Raw genomic sequence first — 19,563 nt, 5'->3', positions numbered from 1 at the left:
CTGCGCCACCGCCGTGCGCGGCGCGCGCGCCACCTGCTCCAGCAGCGACAGCCACTGGCCCATCAGGTACTCGATGGTGGCCGGCGTGAACAGCGCGCTGCGGTACTGGCAGGTGAAGGCGATCGCGTTGGCATGTTCCTGCACCGTCAGCTCGAACTCGACCTTGACATCGAGTTCGGCTTCCGAATGATGCGCCGCGCCGTTCTCCAGCGGCAGCTGCTCGTCGAGGAAGTTGAGCACATTGAACAGCACCGGCGTGACCGGGAACTGGTTGGCAGGACGCGGCAGATCGAGTTCCTCGATCAGCTGCTCGAACGGATACTGCTGGTGTTCCAGCGCCTGCAGCGCGATCTCCTTGCTCAGCGCCAGCACCTGCTCGAACGGGGCGTCCGGCGCCACCGGGGTGCGCAGCAGCACGGTATTGAGGAAGAAGCCGATCAGCGGCTCCACCTCGGCCAGGTCGCGCCCCGCCACCGGCGTGGCGACCACGATGTCGCGCGTGCCGCTCAGGCGCGCCAGCCACACCGACAGCGCGGCCTGCAGCACCATGAACAGCGTGTTGCCGCGCGCTGCGCACAGCGCTTTCAAGCTTTCGCACGCCGCGCCGGTCAAGCTGACGCTGTAGCGCGCGCCGGCGGTCGGCGTGGTGGCCGACAGCGGGAAGTCGAACGGCAGCTGCACGCGCGGCAGCTCGCCCTCCAGCTGCTGGTGCCAGTAGCCACGGCTGGGGTGTTCGGCCTGCGCCGAGATCAAACCGTTCTGCCAGGCCGCGAAGTCGCGGTACTGGATCGCCAGCGCCGGCAGCGCGGGGCCGCCCTCGGCGCCCTGCTTCAGCAGCGCCATCACCTCGCGCTCGAGCAACATGCCCGAGCTGCCGTCGGCGATGATCTCATGCATGCACCAGGCCAGCAGCAGGCGGCCGTCCCAGGTGCGCAGCAGCTCGCCGCGGAACAGCGCGCCGTCGCGCAGGTCGAACGCGCGGGTGGTGAACGCCAGCACGTGCCGGCGCAGTTCCTCCTCGGAGCCGATGACGCGCTCCGCCACCGCGACCGCGACGGCCGGCTCGACGCGCTGGCGCAGCTGGCCGTCGTCGTCCTCGAAGAACACGGTACGCAGCGTTTCGTGGCGTGCCGCCACCGCCGCCAGCGCGCTTTCCAGCGCCTCCCGCGTGACCGCCGCGTCCAGCGGCAACAGCGCCGGCACGTGGTACGCGGTGCTCGACGCGTCCAGCTTATGCAGCAGCCACAGACGGCGCTGCGCGGCCGACACCGCATACGATTCCTGCGGCGCCAACGCGGCAATCGTCGGCAGCGCCGCCGTGCTGGCGGCGCGCAGCGCGTCCACCCGCTCGGCCAGGCCGGCCACCGTCGGCGTCTCGAACAGCACCCGCAACGCCAACACCACGTCGAACGCCTTGCGGATGCGCGCCAGCACCATCAGCGCGCGCAGCGAATGGCCGCCCAGCGCGAAGAAGTCGTCGTGGATGCCGACCCGTTCCCGGCCCAGCACCTCGCCGTACAGCTTGGCCAGCGCCTCCTGGGTCGCCGTCACCGGCGCCGCATAGGCGGTCGCCGACGGCGCATCCACATCCTTGCGGGCGCCCAGCGCCTTGCGATCGACCTTGCCGCTGGAGGTCATCGGCAGCGCGTCCAGTCCATCGATGCTGTGCGGCAGCGCCGCCTGCGCCATGCGCGTGGCCAGGAACTGGCGCAGGTCCGGCGGCAGTTCGCCGCGCGCCACCACATAGGCGTGCAGCGAGGTCGATCCGTCCTCCGCGCTGCGCGCCACCACGGCCGCCTCGGCGATCTCCGGATGGCTCAGCAGCGCGTTCTCGATCTCGCCCACTTCGATGCGCACGCCGTTGACCTTGACCTGGCCGTCGCGCCGTCCGAGGAAGCGCAGGTTGCCGTCGGCCAGCAGCACGCCCATGTCGCCGCTGCGGTACACCACTTCGTCGGCACCGGGACGCAGCGGGTTGGGCACGAACACCTGCGCGCTCAGCGCCGCGTCGCGGTAGTAGCCCAGCGTGAAGAACGCCGAGCGCACATAGATCTCGCCGGGCGTGCCGACCGGGCACGCCACGCCGTCGGCGTCCAGCACGATCATCTGCGTGGCCGCGATCGGCTTGCCGATCGGGATGTAGCCGCGTTCCACGTCGGCCGCGACGATGCGGTGGTGGCAGCGGATCATCGTCGTTTCCGACGCGCCGTAGAAGTTGACCAGCTCGACGCCGTCGCCGAACACCTCGCGGAATTGTTGCACCGTGGCCGGCAGCAGCACCTCGCCCGACAGGCAGATGGTGCGCAGCGCAGCCAGGCGCGCCACGTCGGCCGCCTGCAACTGGTCGAACGACAGCAGCGCGCGCAGCAACGACGGCACGCAGTGCACCAGCGTGACGCCGGAGCTGCCCAGCCATTCAAGCATCTGGTCCAGCGCCAGCTTGCGCGCCGGCGGCAGGCACAGCGTGCCGCCCGCGCACAGCGGCACGAACAGGTCGCGCAGGAAGGCGTCGAAGGTCGGCGCCGTCAGCTGGCTCACGCGGCACTGCGCGTCCAGGCCGAAGGCGTTGATCTCCCAGTCGATGAACTGGGCCAGCCCGCCCACCGATCCCAGGATGGGCTTGGGCGTGCCGCTCGAACCGGACGTGAAGAACAGGTAGCACGGATCGCGCAGCTGTTGCGCCAGCGGCGCGCAACTGGCCTGGGCCACCTGCGGCGTCAGCCCGGCGGCCGGCGCGCCGGCGCCGATCCAGATGCCGCGCGGCGGCGTGCCCAGCTGGGCGGCCACCGCCTCCAGCGCGCCGGCGGCCGCGTCTTCGGCGATCCACCAACCCGGTTCGGCGCGTCCCACCAGCGTGCGCAGGCGGCTCTCCGGGTCCTGCGGGTCGAGCGTCATGAACACCGCGCCCGCCTTCATCGTGCCGATCACCGCGGCGATGTGGGCCAGCGGCTGCTCCAGCAGCAGGCCCACCACCTCGCCCGGCGCGCAGCCGAGCTGCTGCAACTGGCCCGCCACGCGGTCGCTCTCGGCCGCCAGCGTCGCGTAGCTCCATTGCTGCCCCTGCCATTCCAGCGCCACGCCGTCCGGCGTGGCCGCCGTGACCGCGCGCAGGCGCTCGAGCACCGTGGCCGGCGCCGGCGTGGCCGGCAAGGCGTTGGCGAACGCCAGGTACGGCGACGCCAGCGGCGCCCGCTCGAACAGGGCCAGCTGCGCCACCGCCGTGCGCGGCGCGCGCGCCACCTGCTCCAGCAGCGACAGCCACTGGCCCATCAGGTACTCGATGGTGGCCGGCGTGAACAGCGCGCTGCGGTACTGGCATTCAAACGAGATGGCGTTGGCATGCTCCTGGATGTTGAGCTCCAGCTCGACCCGCACGTCCAGGTCGACCACGTGGTGGCTGGCCGCAGTGCTGGCCAACGGCAGTTGCTTGTCGAGGAAGTTGAGTACATTGAACAGCACCGGCGTGACCGGGAACTGGTTGGCCGGGCGCGGCAGATCGAGTTCCTCGATCAGCTGCTCGAACGGATAGTTCTGGTGTTCCAGCAATTGCAATGCCACTTCCTTGCTCAGCGCCAGCACCTGCTCGAACGAGGCGTCCGGCGCCACCTGGGTGCGCAGCAGCACGGTATTGAGGAAGAAACCGATCAGCGGTTCAACCTCGGCCGAGTCGCGCCCCGCCACCGGCGTGGCGACCACGATGTCGCGCGTGCCGCTCAGGCGCGCCAGCCAGACCGACAACGCCGCCTGCAGCACCATGAACAAGGTGGCGCGGCTGCCACGGCACAGCGCCTTCAGGCTGTCGTAGCCTGGACCGGTGAGGCTGAAGCGGTACATCGCGCCGGCGGTCGGCGTGGTGGCCGACAGCGGGAAGTCGAACGGCAGCTGCACGCGCGGCAGCTCGCCCTCCAGCTGCTGGTGCCAGTAGCTGCGGCTGGGATCTTCGCCGGGCCGGGCCAGCGCGGCATTCTGACGCGCGGCGTAGTCGCGGTACTGGATCGCCAGCGGCGGCAACGCGGCGGCGTGCCCCGCGGTTTCGGCGTGCAACAACGCCAGCACCTCGCGCTCGAGGATGACGGCCGAGGTGCCGTCGGCGACGATTTCATGCATGCACCAGGCCAGCAGCAGGCGGCCGTCCCAAGTGCGCAGCAGCTCGGCGCGGAACAGCGGTCCGCGCCGCAGGTCGAACGCCAGGGTGGAGAATTGCCGCACATGCTGACGCAGCGCCGGCTCGGAGGCGATGATGCGCTCTTCGAGGATCACCGGCGCGGCCGCCTGCACCGATTGCAGCAGCTGGCCGTCGGCATCCTCGACGCAGACGGTGCGCAGGCTCTCGTGGCGGGCGACGACGATGCCGAGCACGCGCTCGAGCGCCGCGCGGGTCACGCCCTGGGCCAGCGGCAACTGGGCCGCCACGTGATAGGCGGTGTTGCCGGCATCGAGCTGATGCAGCAGCCACAGGCGGCGCTGCGCGGCCGAAGCCTCATACAACACCGGTGCGGCCACCGGCGCCGGCGTGACGGCGGCCGGCGTCATGGCGGCCGGCGTGCCGTGGTCGAAGGCGATACCGCCGGCGCCGCCGGACGGGGGGAAGAAACCGCCTTCGCGCATGTCGCGTATGCTGGCGGCGAACGCCTGGAACACTTGTTCGAGATCGGCATCGGTGTGGGCGGTCGAGACGAACATATTGCGGCCTTCCCAGATGTAGATGCCGCGCGCCACCAGGTGATAGCAGAACAGGTCCAGGTTGTTGACCGTGTTGAGGCGGAACAGCGAGCCGCATTGCACGATCTGCATCGACACCTGCTCGGCCGCGAACAGCTGGTTCAGGCGCTCCACCAGCGCACTGGTGCGGCGCGTCAGCTCCTGCTGCAGCGCGCCGCCGGCCGCGATCATGTGCTGCATGACGGCCTTGGTGGCCGCCATGGTCAGCGGATGCTTGCTGAAGGTGCCGGCGAAGAAGGTGGTCGGCACGCGGGCGCCGCCGTCGTAAGGCGAGGCGCCGCCATCGACGCCGTCCAGGTAGCGCGGCGCGCCGGCGACTATCCCCAGCGGCATGCCGCCGCCGGCGGCCTTGCCGTAGGTGGCGATGTCGGCGCGCACGCCGAACCATTCCTGGGCGCCGCCCGGGGCCAGGCGGAAGCCGGTGATCATCTCGTCGAAAATCAGCGGGATGTCCAGTTCGGTGGTCAGGGCGCGCAGCTCGCGCAGGAAGGCGCCCGGCTGGATCTCGGGACGGCGGCCCTGCACCGGCTCGACCAGCACGGCGGCCAGCTCGTGGGCGTGGGCGCGGATGGTGGCCAGCGCCTGCGCGCTGTCGTAGTCCATCATCAACGCATGCTCTTCGATGCCGGGATGCAGGCCCGGCATCAGCGGCGCGGCGGCGCCGGCTTGGTCGCTATTGGCTTGCGTGCCGACCAGCGTAGGGTCGGCCCAGCCGTGATACGAGCCCAGGAACATGGCGACCTTCTTGCGGCCGGTCGCGGTGCGCGCCAGGCGCACGGCCAGCATGACGGCCTCGGTGCCGGAGTTGCAGAACGCCACGCGCTGCATGCCGGTCAGCTGGCTGACCAGTTGCGCCACCTCGCCAGCCAGCGGCGACTGCGGCCCCAGTTGCAGGCCCAGGCCGATCTGGCGCTGCAGCGCTTCCCGCACGAAGGCCGGATTGTGGCCGAACAGGTGGGCGCCGAAGCCCATGGTCAGGTCGACGTATTGATTGCCGTCGACGTCCCACAACTGCGCATCCTGCGACCGCTCCACCACGATCGGGTAGAACAGCGGCTTGAGCGTCAGCGGCAGCACCGGGTCGCTGGCGGAAAAGCGGAAGCCGGCGCGCGCGCGATAGTCGGCCAGCACCGGGCGATGGGTGGCGGTATGCGCCTTCGACCCCTGGGTGCGGGCGATAAATCGCTGCATGAATTGCTGCAGGTAGGCGCCCTGGCGCGCCGACAGCGCGCGATACGGGTCGAACTGGCTGGCCGGCGCGGACGGCGCGGCGGCTGCCACGGCCGGCGCCGCCGTCAACGGCGCCTGGACAGCCGCCTGCTGGCCGTTCAGCATGGCCATCTGTTTGGCCATCAGCTCCGCCATCTGGCTCATGCTCTCCATCTGGCGCGCCAACAGCGATTCCATCGCCGACGGCGCCGCCGCCGGATCGGGCTGCGCGACGACCGGCGGCGGCGCCATGCGCGACTCGATGAACCTGGCCAGCGCGGCCACCGTCGACAGCTCCTCGAACAGCTGGCGTATCGTGATGGTGACCGCGTAGTCGCCCTCGATCTTGCGCACCGCCTGCACCAGGATCAGCGAATCGGCGCCCAGCTCCAGCAGCGGCGCGTTGGCGTTGATCTGGCTTGGGTCGATGTGCAGCAGCGCACCGATGACGTCGGTGATGTTGCGTTCGATCTGCGTGATGCGGGCGGCGGTGGCTTGATGACTTGATGACATGCGAGATTGCTCCAAGGGTCGGTTCGGTTGGCCGGCGTCGTTCGGCGCGGCCGGATCGGGGACGGCGGCGGCGGGCGTTTCGACCCAGTGGCGCTGCCGTTGAAACGGATAAGTCGGTAAATGCAGGCGCTGCACGGCTTGGCCGGCGTGCACCGCGTTCCAGTCGATGGCGTGGCCGGCCAGCCAGAACTGGCCGAGCGCATGCAGGTGGGTCTCAAGATCGGCGTCCCGGGCCGGATCGGCCGCCAGCGAGGCCAGCGTGCTCCAGGCCGGCGCCGCCACCTCGTTGGCGTACTGGCGCGCCAGGCTGCTCAGGGTGCGGCCGGGGCCGACCTCCAGCAGCGTCAGGCGGCCGTTCGCGGCCCAGTCGTGCAGGCTGTCCAGGCACTGCATGAAGCGCACCGGGGCGCGCATGTGGCGCACCCAGTATTCCGGATCGCAGGCCTCGGCGTCGCTGATCCAGCCGCCGCTGACGTTCGACAGCAATGGCAGTTGCGGCCGGTTCAGCCGCATGCCGCCCAGCAGCGCGCGCAGCGCCGGCATGACCGGGTCCATCAGCGCCGAGTGGAAGCCGCGCGTGGTGCGCAGCGGCCGGCTGGCGACGCCGCGCGCGGTCAGCACGCGCTCGAAAGCGGCCATCGGGTCGGCAGCGCCGGACACCACGCAGCGCTGGGCGCCGTTGACGGCGGCCAGCGACAGCCCAGCGGTCAGCAGCGGCAGCACCTCCTGCTCCGACAGCATGACGCTGAGCATGGCGCCGTCGGCGGTCTGCTGCATCCATACGCCGCGGGCCAGCACCAGCGCCAGCCCGTCCTCGAACGAGAACACGCCGGCCAGGCAGGCCGCCACATATTCGCCCAAGCTATGGCCTACCAGCGCCTGCGGCTGCACGCCGCAGGCCATCCACAGCCGCGCCAGCGCATATTCGATGACGAACAGCGCCGGCTGCGAATAGCGGGTCTGCTGCATCAGGGCCTGCGCCGCGTCGTCGTCGCGGCCGTCCAGTCCCAGCACGGCGCGCAGGTCGAACTGGCCCAGCCGCAGCGCGATGTCGGCGCCGGCGTCAAGCTGCTGGCGGAACAGCGCCACGTGCCGGTACAAGTCGCGCACCATGCCCGCTTGCTGCGCGCCCTGGCCGGGGAACATGAACACCAGCGGCGCCGGCGCGCCGGCCAGCTGCTGGTTCGCCTGCGGCGCCGGCCGCGCCAGCGCCAGCGCGGCCTCGGCGCTGTCGCGGCACAGCAGCATGCGCCGCGCCGCGAAAGCGTTGCGTCCGCTCTGATGGGTATAGGCCACGTCGGCCAGCGCCAGCCCGGGGCAGGCCTCCAGGTGACGACCCAGCGCGGCGCTCAATTGCGCCAGCGCCTCGGGGCTGCGGGCGGACAGCGTCAGCAGCTGCAACGGCCGGCCAGGGCCGGACGGCGCCTGCTGCGGCGCCTGTTCGACGATGGCATGCGCCAAGGTGCCGCCAAAGCCGAACGAGCTGACCCCGGCCACGCGGGGCAAGGCCTCGTCAGGCCACGGCAGCACGCTGGTGGGGATGGCCAGCGCGGTGCCGGCCAGCGAACAATGCGGGTTGGGTTGGTGATAATGCAGATTGGGCGGGATGGCGCGCCGCTGCAGCGCCAGCACCACCTTGAGCACGCCGGCCACGCCGGCGGCCGCCTCCAGGTGGCCGATATTAGTCTTGAGGGCGCCCAGCACGCAGCGCTGCTGCGCCGGACGGCCGGGCAACAACACCGCCTTCAGGGCGTTGAGCTCGATTGGATCGCCCAACACCGTGCCGGTGCCATGGGTCTCGACGTAGGCGATGCGGGCCGGCTCGACCCGGGCGGCGCGCAGCGCGCTGCGCAGCACCTCGACCTGGGCTTGGCCATTGGGCGCGATCAGCCCGTTGCTGCGGCCATCCTGGCCAACCGCGGAACCGCGCACCAGCGCCCGGATCGGGTCGCCGTCGCGCAGGGCGTCGGACAGGCGCTTGAGCACCAGCATGCCGCAGCCCTCGCCGCGCACATAGCCGTCGGCCGCCGCGTCGAAGCTCTTGCAGCGGCCGTCGGCGGACAGCATGCCGGCCTGGGCGAACGGCGCGCTGGCCTCGCTGGCCAGGATCAGATTGACGCCGCCGGCCAGCGCCACGCCCGATTCGCCGCTGCGCAGGCTCTGGCAAGCCAGGTGCAGCGCCACCAGCGACGACGAGCAGGCGGTGTCGATCGCCAGGCTGGGGCCACGCCAGTCCAGCACATACGACAGCCGGTTGGCGGCGATGCTGGCGGCGCTGCCGGTGGCGGCGTAGACGCCGGCGTCGCCACCGTCGAGGCCCTGCAGATGTTCATAGTCGTGGGTGGCGATGCCGAGGAAGACGCCGCCGTTCGTGCCCGCCAGCCGCGCCGGCGCCAGGCCGGCGTCCTCCAGCGCCTCCCAGGCCACCTCCAGCGCCAGCCTTTGCTGCGGGTCCAGGCGCGCCGCCTCCAGCGGCGAGATGCCGAAAAATTGCGGCTCGAACTGGTCGACCTGCGCGAGGAAACCGGCCAGGCCGGTGCGCGGCGGGTGTATGGCGGCGCGCGTAAACGTGCCGGCCGCGATCCGTGCCTCCGGTGCGGCGCCGGTCGCCGCCTGCCCCTGCTCCAGCAGGCGCCAGAAGGCGTCGACGCCGTCCGCGCCGGGCAGCCGGCAGGCCATGCCGACGATGGCGATGGCGTCGCCGTCCGGCGCCGCCGCCGGCGCCTGCGGCGCGGCGGCAGGCAGCGCGGCCAGGTGCGCGGCCAGCGCGGCGACGGTTGGATAATCCCAGAACACGGTCGGCTCGACCGACAGGCCCAGCCAGGCGCCCAGCGCCGCGCCCAGTTGCACCGTGCCTTGCGAATCCAGGCCGTAATAGGCGAACGGCTGATGGCGGTCGATCTGCGCCGCCGGCAGACCAATGCGCCCGGCCAGCTGCTCACACAGCCAGTCGCCGATCAGCACCGCGGACGCCAACGGCGGCGCAGACGAGGCCGGCGCCGGCCGGTCCCAGCGCGCCACCACGTCCAGTTCGCCGTCGAGGAAGTAACGCTTGCACAACTGGCGCTGCACCTTGCCGCTGGAGGTACGCGGCAGGTGGCCCGCTTTGAGCAGCAGCACCACGTCCGGGGCCACTCCGACCAGCTGCAGCACCGCCGTCGCGATGACGCCGAACAAGGCGGCGTCGGCCTCGGCGCGGAACTCCAGCTCCTGCACCAGCACCAGCTGCTCGACCGGCCCCTCGCTCAGCGAGAAGCTGACCGCGCCGTCGATGCGCAGGCGCGCGTCCGACTCGCAGGAGGCGTTTTCCACATCCTGCGGATAGACATTGCGGCCGTTGACGACGATCAAATCCTTCAGGCGCCCACACAAATGCAGTTCGCCCTCGCGCAGGAAGCCCAGGTCGCCGGTGCGCATGTAACCGCCCTGCCCGTCGTCGGCGATGACGGCGTGGAAGGTCTCCTCGGTTTGCTGCGGGCGGCCCCAATAGCCTTGCGCCACCGAAGTGCTGCGCACCCATATCTCGCCGACCTGCTCGGGATGGCAACGCCGCCGCGTCGCGGGATCGACGATGGCCAACTCGGTGTCGTCCAGCGCCGGGCCGCAGCTGGCCAGCATCACGCGGTCCGCGCCGGCGCCGGGCGCCACCGTTTTTTGCGCCAGCGCGTGCTTCGACAGCGCGCTCTCGAGCGCCACCTCGTCCGCCGAGGCCTGCAGCTGCAGGCGCCCGCTCACCATCAAGGTCGACTCCGCCAGACCGTAGGCCGGCAGCCATGCCTGCGGCCGGAAACCGCAACCGGCGAAGGCGTCGCTGAAGGCGCGCAGCGTGTCGCCGCGGATCGGCTCGGCGCCGTTCAGCGCCACCCGCAGCCGGCTCAGGTCGAGCGAGGCGCGCTGCGCCGCGTCGATCTTGCGCACGCACAGGTCAAACGCGAAATTCGGGCCGCCGGTGATGGTGGCCCGGTAGTCGCTGATCGCCTTGAGCCAGCGATACGGATTGAGCAGGAAGGAAGCCGGCCGCATCAGCACCGAGGGATGGCCCCAGATCAGCGGATAGATGATGCCGCCGATCAGGCCGAAGTCGTGATACGGCGGCAGCCAGTACAACGATACGTCGCCTTCGCAGGCGCCCATGCGCAGTCCGGCCAGCGTCATATTGGTGATCACATTGGCGTGGCTGACCATGACGCCCTTGGGGGTGCTGGTCGAACCCGAGGTGTATTGCAGGAAGGCCAGGCTGGCTCCGTCCAGGCCGGGATCGCGCCAGTGCTCGGCCGGCACTGCCGGCGCGTCGACCAGCAGCCAGTCGCTCACTGTCAGCTTGGCGCCCTTGCGCTCCATCGCGCTGATGCGTTGCAAGTCGGCCGCCGTGGTGAAGGCGGTTTCCGCCTGGGCGTCGGTCAGGATCGCCTGCAGGCGGGGCAACTGGCGCGCGCTGGTCGGCGGATAGGCCGGCACCGGGATGGCACCGCCGTACAGGCAGCCAAAAAACGCGCAGATGTAGTCGATGCCGGGGGCGAACAACAGCAGCACCGGCCGGCCGGACGCCCGCTGGCGGGCCTGCAGGTCGGCGCCGATCGCGCGGGCTCGGGCGTCCAGTTCGGCATAGCTGATACGCTGCTCCGCCTCGCCACCATCGGCCAGGAAAATATAGGCGACATCATCGGGCGCCGAAGCCGCACGGCTCAGCAACAACTCGACCAGATTCGTACTTCCTGAGAGGCATGGCATAGAACACTCGCATAAAAGGGAATTCAGCAATTCCATACCGGAGGCGGCCGGCATGGCAGGCACGCGGGGCAGCCATGCCGTCGCCGCCCGCAGCGGCGGCAGGACAGGCAAAACGGGGTTGGCGGCCAGGGAGCGGACTGGCCGAATTATCAACGAGCGGAAGAGGAAGGGATACGAGCGGGATTTCTTGGCAGAATAGGAAAATTAGGATAGCATTAACACCCCGGCTGGCTGCCACGCCGGCGCCGGGCGTTACAAGGCCAGCGTACGGACCTTCACCGCCGATGCCGGGTAGCGCAGCGCCAACGCCAGCACATGCTCGCCGGTCGGCGCCATGCGATGAAAACTCCAGCCCTCCCCGGCGTCGACGCCATCGATCCGACACGCCGCCCCCTGCGGGCCGATGCTGAACGATACCCCGGTCAGGCGGTCGCCGATACCGCGCCCGGTGGCCTTGGCGTAGGCCTCCTTGAGCGTCCAGATATCAAAAAAATACGCCAGCCGTTCGCTTGCGCTGCCTTGCGACAGCCGGGTCAGCTCTTCCGGCGAAAATAGCGGGCGGGCGATCGCCGCCAAATCCTCCATCGGCCGCGGCCGCTCGATATCGATGCCGCAGTCGCCGCCGCGTGCGATCACGCAGCCGACCAGACCGGCGGTATGGCTCAGGTTGAAGGTAAGATCTGCGCAGGGGGGCGGCAACTCCGCGTAAGGCTTGCCATGCAGACCCTGCGAAAAGCGGATCAGCTCCGGAGACAGCGCGGCATAACGCGCCAAGGTCAGCCTGAGCAGCGCATGCGCCGCCAGGTACAAATGGCGATCACGCTCGAAATAGAAACGCCGGTACCGCTCACACTCCTCGGCGCTGAGCAGGTGGTAGTGGCGCGCCACCAGGCGCTCAGGCGAGATCAGTTCCGGATTGGCAAGCCAGACGTGCGCTGCCCGCTCCGGCAAGACCAGAGGCAAGGCATCGGCAGTCGCGCCGTTCAAGTGACGGACCGTGGCCCGGCCGCGATCCTGGCCCGACCATAGGTAGACAAACGCTGACGCATGGCGAATTTCAAGTGTTTTGATGAAATTCCATGCTACAGCGTACGCGAAAAGTTGTCAATTAATACAACTCTCACCTGCATGCCATTTTTCGTCTTGCCTGGCATGCTCGTTCGCGCTTGCGCGCATCTCGGTCTCCTCTACTTGACCGGCGAAGGGCCGTTAAGCGGGGCGACCCGCGCCGCGTCGGCGGCGAAGCTACGCGCCGCCAAACACAACGCGAGGCCGGTGATGAAGATCGCACCCGGCACGGCCAGGCTCAGCGCACCTTGCAGGCCGATGGCGCGGAACCCGTCCGTCATGGCCTGCGCATGCTCTGCCTGCATGGCCCGTACGGCAAGCCGGTCCGACAGCGCCCCGGTGACGATGGTGCCGAAGCCCGCGCCAAGTATGTACTGGAAGAAGAAATACACGGACATCGCCGTCGCGCGCAAACGCGCCTCCACGACGTCCTGGATCGACGCATAAACGGTCACGAAATACATGAAGTACAACAGCCAGCCAAGTGACAGCAGCGCCGTCACCGCGACCACATCGCCGGCGGCGCGCGTCAGGCCGAGCCATAGCAAAGGCGCCGAGACCAGCAGGCAGATCGCGCCGAGCAGCAGGCGCCCGCGCACGAAAGCCTGGTGCACCCGGTCGGCGATCCATCCGCCAGCCGTCAAGCCGATCAGGCCCGTCACGCCCAACACGATGGCCGCCACCATGCCCGCCTGCGCCACGTTGACGTGGTGGTAACGTATCATCAGAGACGGCAGGAAGGTGCTCATGGCGTACGAAGCAAAATTGAGCGCCGCCCCCGACACGATGATCCACCACAGCGTCGGAATGGCCAGCACGCTGCGGTATGGCCGGGCTACCGGCGCCAGCGTGCCCGCCGCATGCCCCTCCTGGGCGCCGCGCACTGGCTCGCGCAGCCGGAGCACCAGTAAGGCCACGACGAAGCCGGGTACGGCCGCGAGGTAAAACGGCGCGCGCCAGCCATAGTTGTGCGCCAGATATCCGACGAGCATGAAGCAGGCCAGGCTGCCCAAGGGCAGACCGAGCATGAACAGGCCGAGCGCCCGCGCCCGCTGCTTCGATGGATACAGGTCGCCGATCATCGAATTGGACGCCGGCGCGCAGCTTGCCTCGCCGATTCCCACACCAAGGCGTATCAGCAGGAAAGAGCCGAAATTCCACGCCAGGCCTGAAGCGGCGGTCATCAGGCTCCACACGAAGACGCCGCCGGCCAGCACGCGGGTGCGCCTGACCCGGTCCGACAGGCGCCCCAGCGGCAAGCCGGCGAGCGCATACATGAGCGTAAATGTGGTGCCCATCAGGCCCAGCATCATGTCGTCGAGCGCGAACTCCTTGCGGATCGGTTCGAGGACGACGGCGGGAATCGTGCGATCAAAGAAGTTCAGGAAGTTAATCAGAAACAACGTGAACAGGGCGGCCTTCGCGCCGGATGCGACGGTCGAGACCGGGGCCTTGCCGACCGTTCCGCTATCGATGGAACCGTCCGGTCCAGCCGGGCCAGCCTGGGCCCGGTCCGCCGGCACGGCCGCGCGGGAATCGTTCGTTCTCATGCTGGCTTACCCGGTTGCGCCAGGCGTTTCTGGACGCGCCCGCCGACCACCGAGAACGCCTTGCTGGATGTCTTGCGGCTGGTTACCTTGGTCATGATGTCATCTCCTGTTAAAAATATAATTAGAATTATTTCCCGCGTCTTTAGAAAACATATCGCGCTGCCAACATATAAAAACTGCTTTAATGCTGGACGCTCGCGCGTCGGGTGAGCAAAATATACCGGGGCCGCGTACCGGTTCCGAGGCTAGAAACGGCCACTTTAGTAACAATTCCGGCCATCACCTGAATATCTGCCAAATAATGAATTCTTCCGACCTCACCTCGCCCATCCATATACTGCTGCCCTTTTGCATTCAAGACATGATTGCGCAGGGATATGATCTGGGCGACGTGCTGGCGGGAACACACCTGGACAGCAAGACCTGGGATCGGCCCGAGAGCGTGCTGAGCGAAGCGCAGGAACTGGCCATCTACGCGAATATCGAGCGTCTGTTGCAGCCGGGCGCGGCCGGACTTGAACTCGGCTCCCGTATCAACGTCAATGCGATCGGCACGATGGGAGGATTGCTGAGAAATGCGCGCAATGTGGGGCATGCCGGCTATCTACTAAGGCGCTTCCATCCATTGACCAACCGCTGGTTTACATCGGAGCTGATCGGTGCCGTGTCACCTGGAAAAACCATCGTGCGCTATCGTCCGGTCACCGATTTGGGCAGACTCTATCGCTTGCTGATCGACATCAGCATCCGCGGCACGCAACAATTATTGGCCGAAATTTTCGGGCCGGCGGCCAGCGCCTATGTCAGTGAAGTCACGTTTGGTTATGCCGCCCCCGGCGATGCGCAGCGTTATGCCGCCGAGCTTGGCTGTCCGGTCAATTTCGGCAACGAGTACACGCTGGTCAGCTTCGACAACGAGATCGGCAAGATGCCCAACGCCGGGCACAGCAACTTCAGTTATCACGTTTTTCACCAACAGTGCCGCGCCTCCGCATTCCGCTTCGGGCCCACGTCCTGGCGCGAAAGAACGCTCAATATCCTGGCCAGCCTCGACTACTATCCGAGCGCCGAAGCCATGGCGGCCAACACCATGGCGGATCCCGTCTATTACGTTAAATTTCCGTATGCCCGTCTAGCGACCGCGATGCCCCCTTCCAGCTCCAAGCCTTACGCTTAAGGAAAACATCGGCAACCACCATCAGTGCAATAAATAGGCAGCAAAGTCTCACGAACGGCAAAACACAAGCCAGCTACGCTGCCGGCAGCGCTAATTCCCTTCATACACACCGACACAAACCATGGAGTTACCAGCGCCCTGTTCACAGTAAGATTTCTTCAACTCATAAGTGGACGTAGCTATATTGTTAAATTTGTAGGGGCCGTACCAACCCTTGCCCTTGGATTTAACGAGATCAATCATATCCTTGATAAATGGTTTTCCATCCGCGTCTTTCATGATGTACAAGTTCTTGCCCACCATCTTGGGATTCGCGCCTTGCGCGAGGCAATTGCCATCGAAGTCATACACAAAGACGTATAAATCCCTATCCTTGAACACCCCATTCGGATGCTCGCTAAAGCTCTTGTATGCCTTGTCCGGGCCGGCAGACTTGATCAGTGCTACCGCCTGTTTCACCATCGCCTCTGCCTCCGCCGGGTTGCCGTGCACGTCAGCAGCCTGGACACCGACAGTGATCCCGGTTTGAACAATAAGCGTCGAAATAAGGGCTGTGCGTATACGCATTGTGGATCTCCATTTAAACCAATCAGGCAACAATCCTGTCCTGAGCGTACCAGTCAAAGAAGCCGTCCCGCCCAATCAACCCCGTGCTGAAGCAACGCCGACAGCGGCGTCCACTACAGATCGAGGCGCTACGAACTGCGCAGACACGGCTGGAGAACTGGTATCCTCGTGCGCAGGTGCATAAACGAACGATTTGATAATAGCACTGGCGGTTCTGTCCATCGAGGACTGGAATGCCGGTAGTTGTTTTCCTCGCCTCCCATACACGCCACTGAACCTTTCCGGAAGATAGTTTTGATAAATCCGCCACTCTTTATTCGTATCATCATCGCCCGCCCGCGTCTGCTCATTAGCGCATTGTTCGGACTGGCCGTCATCTGGCTACTGCCAAACGCCTTTGCCAGGCACACCGTCACGCGGATGCTGGTGGGCTGGAATCTAGGCGCCTGTCTGTATCTCGCGCTGGCGGCCCGCATGATGTTCTGGTCCAGCCATGAGCGCATGCGCAAGCGTGCACTGCAGCAGGACGACGGTCGCCTGTTGATCTTGACGCTGGTGGTGTGCGCCGCGCTGATGTCGATCGGCGCCATCGTCGCTGAACTGGCGGTGGTCAAGGACATGCAAGGCATGCTGCGCTACGCGCACGCAGGCTTGGCGGCATTGACGATCGTGACGTCCTGGGCCTTCACGCAGATGATGTTTGCGCTGCACTACGCGCATGACTATTACGCGGCCCAGGCACGCGGAATGTCCGGCGGCCTGGATTTTCCAGGAGGACACGCCCCCGACTATGGCGACTTCTTTTATTTCGCTTGTGTGATCGGCACCTCAGGGCAAACCGCCGACGTCAGTTTTACCCGTCGCAATATGCGCCACACCGGTACCGTCCATTGCGTGCTGGCCTTCTTCTTCAATGCCACGCTGGTGGCGCTGACAATCAATATCGCCTCCGGCCTGTTTTGAAATGGACCTAGGCAGCACTTAACGCTGCGCCAGGGTGCATCGCGATCTGGCAGCGGCGGCCGGAACGCGCCGCCCGCCCCCCCCTAAGCCTTGGTATCGATGATGGTACCGACGGTACCGGTGGTTGCCTTGGGTTTCTCGATCTCGCCGACCTTGCTGCCGTCGTTGTCACCGTCGCTGTCTTGCCCCACGCGCTGGGGCTGCGCGGCCTGTGCCGGCGGAGTGTACGGCACGCTGGTGGAACTGCGGATTGCGGTCGTCATGGCTTGCTCCTTGTGATTGAAAAACAATGTCTTAGCTTATTAACGGCATAGATCGCCAGAACTTGACCGGCATCCAGCAGCGCCCAAGTGCTCGACACTAGCGATCCAACTTCTTAGGCTTGTACAACTAGGGGCGCTCACCTATATCGAACGCGGCGGCGAATAGCTTGCCACCTCCAGCCTCGCGCAAGGCGCTCTCGATCTACCCCGCCTCGAACAGATCGACCGCAGGCCTAAGCGGGGCGACAGGCATCCCGACACCGACAGGCGTAACCGCGGCCCTAGGCTGCAGCATGAGGTCTCGCCACTGGGCGGCGCGCCGCTGTTCAACACCAGCACCCGCTCTGGCCATGACACTCAGCAGCCACGGAAGCAGCGACAGCCGCAACAGCGCCGTGTCGGACCTGCAGAGCACCTTCGTGCAAAACCGGGGAGCGCAGGCACCAGCGGCGCCATCGGATCGACCTGCACCTCAGCCGTCAGCGTGCAGAAATAGCCATGCAAAAAAACCGCGCAGGCATAATCTTTTAGTCTACTGCGCCGTTAATCAGCACAGTAGCCAGACATACTCGCGACGCCGGACGCGCCGATCATAGAAAGAGCCTGCGATGAACCCCATTCACATCTCCAGCACGACGGCCCAGCCCAGAGTCAACGAGGTGAAGCCCGCCGGCGGCGTCGGCACCGCCCCTGTGGCGGCTCCCGCAATCGCTGCGGCGGAGAACAAGCCTGCGGTGGTCGACAAAGTGCAGTTAAAGAATTCTGTCGACGCGATCAACCGTTTTCTCAAAGTTAACAGCGAAGTCCAGTTCAGCATCGACGACAGCAGCGGCCAATCGGTGATCAAAGTGGTCGACACCGAAACCCATAAGGTGCTGCGCCAGTTCCCATCCGAGCAGGCACTGGAAATCGGCAAGGATCTGGAAAGCAAAAAGGGCTTGCTGCTCAAAGAGGTCGGCTGAACTTCCTTCGCGCTAAATAAGCCGAATCCGGTTTACATGGGTCGGCACTGGCCCCCGCGACGACGCCGGCGACCGCTGCATGACCGTCCCTTGCCGGTGGCGAAATCCCGCGGCGACAAGGTCAGGGGCGCTGCCGGTCAGGTGATCGCAATCGGTGGCATGCAATTGATGCCGGCTTCGACCAGCGCTTGCTTCATCGGCACAGTCCGATCTAAATAATTTGAATTACATGCATTTGATCTGTATCAAATAATTTAGCAGTATGTTTCTGTATAACTTCCAACAACTTGCTAAGCACACCTTCCGAATCTGGCATGGTGCATGTCATCCCACTCCTGCTGATCTCTTGGGGCATGACCTCTAGTCGGCAGCCCGCGTCCCATCAGCAATCTGGAGTGCCCACACGTGAACATAACCAGCCTCACTTCCATCCGGTACCTCCGGCCCCGCGTTCTTGCGGCGTTGTCGCTGGTGCAGCTACTCGGCAGTCCGATACTGGCGCATGCCCTGCCTGCATTTGCTCGCCAGACAGGTCAAAACTGCGTAGCCTGCCATGCTGGCGGCCAGTTTCCGGAATTGACGAGTTATGGCCGCCTGTTCAAGATGACAGGCTACACCATCGGCAGCAGAGCCATCCCACTGTCGGCAATGGGGATTGCAAGCTATACCAAGAGCTCGTCGCCCACTGACGATCCCACGTTTGCCAAGGATGCTGTCGCCCTATTCCAAACCGGCAGCGTGTTTGTCGCAGGCAAGATCAACGAAAATGTAGGCGTCTTTGCGCAAGCGACCTACAACAATTACGACAGCCAGAATCCCGACAGCGGCAGGTGGCAAGGCAAGTGGGGATCCGACAATTTTGAGTTACGCTACGCTGATCGCCTGATCGATACAGATCGTGATTTGATCTTCGGCCTGACCCTGAATAACAATCCATCGCTGGCCGACCCTTGGAATACCGCGCCAGCCTGGATGCAGTACGTGCCTACTCAATTCGGTGTCACCGGTCCGGATGCTGCGCCCATTGTGTCGCAACTGGGCACTCAGGCCGCTGGCGTGGCCGCGTATGCCTTCCTGAACCAAACCCTGTACGCGGAAGTGGCGGCCTATCAAACCGCCAATGGCGCCTGGTCGTTCCTGAGTCAAGGCACAAAGAACGCCGATCAGGTCAAGCTACAGGGTAGCAATCCCTACGCGCGACTTGCGCTGAGCCACGACTGGGGTCCTCATAGCGCCATGGTCGGAATCATGGCGATGAATGCCAACATTTACCCGGACAACCTGAATCCTTCCGGTCCCACCATCCATTACCGCGACCGTGGCATCGACGCCCAGTACCAATACCTGCTGGATCCGCATACGGCCACAGTTCAACTGAGCTACATCGCCGAGTCGATCGACAACGGAGACGTCGCGGGCATTGCAGCGAACGCCAGCAATCGCCTCAGGCAACTACGAATCAAAGGCAGCTATGTCTACCGGGCGCGCTATGGGGGCAGCCTAAGTTACTTCAGCACCACCGGCAGCTCAGACATGGCGCTCTATCCGGATGCTGCCAGCAATCCGGATACACGCGGCTGGGTACCGGAAGTATTCTGGACCCCGGTTCAATATCTGCGCGTGGGCGCTCAATACTTCAATTTTAAGCGTTACCATGGCGCGGTCGCGAACTACGACGGCGCTGGTCGCAATCCGAGCGGCAATAACACAGTGTTTGTCTACGTATGGGGGGCATACTGATGATCGCCCACCTTCCACTGCGCCAGACAGCAGCTTGCGCGCTAGCGTTGATGCTTCTCGCCGGCATCGCAGGATGTTCTTCCATAGAGCGCTCGCGC

Annotated in this window: 9 protein-coding genes; 4 read left to right on the top strand and 5 right to left on the bottom strand. The window is 66.1% G+C overall.

Features of this window, described 5'->3' with window-relative positions; genetic code table 11:
* From RUGAMON1_RS24595 to RUGAMON1_RS24585, 3 genes are all read right to left on the bottom strand, one after another.
* On the bottom strand, positions 1 to 11,175 hold an 11,175-nt coding region (locus RUGAMON1_RS24595; protein ID WP_445232984.1), incomplete at its 3' end, for a non-ribosomal peptide synthetase.
* A gap of 252 nt (positions 11,176 to 11,427) precedes the next feature.
* Complete coding sequence (locus RUGAMON1_RS24590) at positions 11,428 to 12,162, bottom strand: 4'-phosphopantetheinyl transferase family protein (RefSeq protein ID WP_445232983.1); 735 nt, start codon at positions 12,160 to 12,162, stop codon at positions 11,428 to 11,430.
* Positions 12,163 to 12,362: 200 nt separating this feature from the next.
* The gene (locus RUGAMON1_RS24585; RefSeq protein ID WP_445232982.1) at positions 12,363 to 13,793 is read right to left on the bottom strand and encodes a spinster family MFS transporter; all 1,431 of its coding nucleotides are present in this window, start codon (positions 13,791 to 13,793) and stop codon (positions 12,363 to 12,365) included.
* 301 nt (positions 13,794 to 14,094) lie between these two features.
* Between RUGAMON1_RS24585 and RUGAMON1_RS24580 the strand changes: the two genes are divergently transcribed.
* Entirely contained in the window at positions 14,095 to 14,970 is an 876-nt protein-coding gene (locus RUGAMON1_RS24580) for an AraC family transcriptional regulator ligand-binding domain-containing protein (protein WP_445232981.1), read from the top strand.
* Between the two features lie 90 nt (positions 14,971 to 15,060).
* On the opposite strand, the gene RUGAMON1_RS24575 is transcribed toward RUGAMON1_RS24580, so the two are convergent.
* On the bottom strand, positions 15,061 to 15,537 hold the full coding sequence (locus RUGAMON1_RS24575; protein WP_445232980.1) for a cache domain-containing protein: 477 nt from the start codon (positions 15,535 to 15,537) through the stop codon (positions 15,061 to 15,063).
* 243 nt (positions 15,538 to 15,780) lie between these two features.
* Between RUGAMON1_RS24575 and RUGAMON1_RS24570 the strand changes: the two genes are divergently transcribed.
* Positions 15,781 to 16,500, top strand: coding sequence for a DUF1345 domain-containing protein (locus RUGAMON1_RS24570; protein ID WP_445232979.1), 720 nt, complete (start codon positions 15,781 to 15,783; stop codon positions 16,498 to 16,500).
* Between the two features lie 83 nt (positions 16,501 to 16,583).
* On the opposite strand, the gene RUGAMON1_RS24565 is transcribed toward RUGAMON1_RS24570, so the two are convergent.
* Entirely contained in the window at positions 16,584 to 16,763 is a 180-nt protein-coding gene (locus RUGAMON1_RS24565; protein ID WP_445232978.1) for a hypothetical protein, read from the bottom strand.
* A 608-nt stretch (positions 16,764 to 17,371) separates the two neighbouring features.
* Here RUGAMON1_RS24565 and RUGAMON1_RS24560 point away from each other — a divergent pair.
* Positions 17,372 to 17,725: a flagellar protein FlaG gene (locus RUGAMON1_RS24560; protein WP_445232977.1), complete on the top strand. Its 354-nt coding sequence runs from the start codon at positions 17,372 to 17,374 to the stop codon at positions 17,723 to 17,725.
* 405 nt (positions 17,726 to 18,130) lie between these two features.
* On the top strand, positions 18,131 to 19,465 hold the full coding sequence (locus RUGAMON1_RS24555; protein WP_445232976.1) for a cytochrome C: 1,335 nt from the start codon (positions 18,131 to 18,133) through the stop codon (positions 19,463 to 19,465).
* Positions 19,466 to 19,563: the final 98 nt, after the last annotated feature.

Source organism: Duganella rhizosphaerae, from assembly GCF_040364205.1.
Taxonomy (GTDB): domain Bacteria; phylum Pseudomonadota; class Gammaproteobacteria; order Burkholderiales; family Burkholderiaceae_D; genus Rugamonas; species Rugamonas rhizosphaerae.
The sequence above is the reverse complement of the archived record's forward strand: the minus strand, read 5'-3'. Positions and strand labels throughout refer to the sequence as shown.

Excerpts from the sequence above, each read along its gene's own strand:
- RUGAMON1_RS24585 (WP_445232982.1), bottom strand. The coding sequence starts at position 13,793 with ATGAGAACGAACGATTCCCGCGCGGCCGTGCCGGCGGACCGGGCCCAG.
- RUGAMON1_RS24580 (WP_445232981.1), top strand. The coding sequence starts at position 14,095 with ATGAATTCTTCCGACCTCACCTCGCCCATCCATATACTGCTGCCCTTT.
- RUGAMON1_RS24575 (WP_445232980.1), bottom strand. The coding sequence starts at position 15,537 with ATGCGTATACGCACAGCCCTTATTTCGACGCTTATTGTTCAAACCGGG.
- RUGAMON1_RS24565 (WP_445232978.1), bottom strand. The coding sequence starts at position 16,763 with ATGACGACCGCAATCCGCAGTTCCACCAGCGTGCCGTACACTCCGCCG.
- RUGAMON1_RS24560 (WP_445232977.1), top strand. The coding sequence starts at position 17,372 with ATGAACCCCATTCACATCTCCAGCACGACGGCCCAGCCCAGAGTCAAC.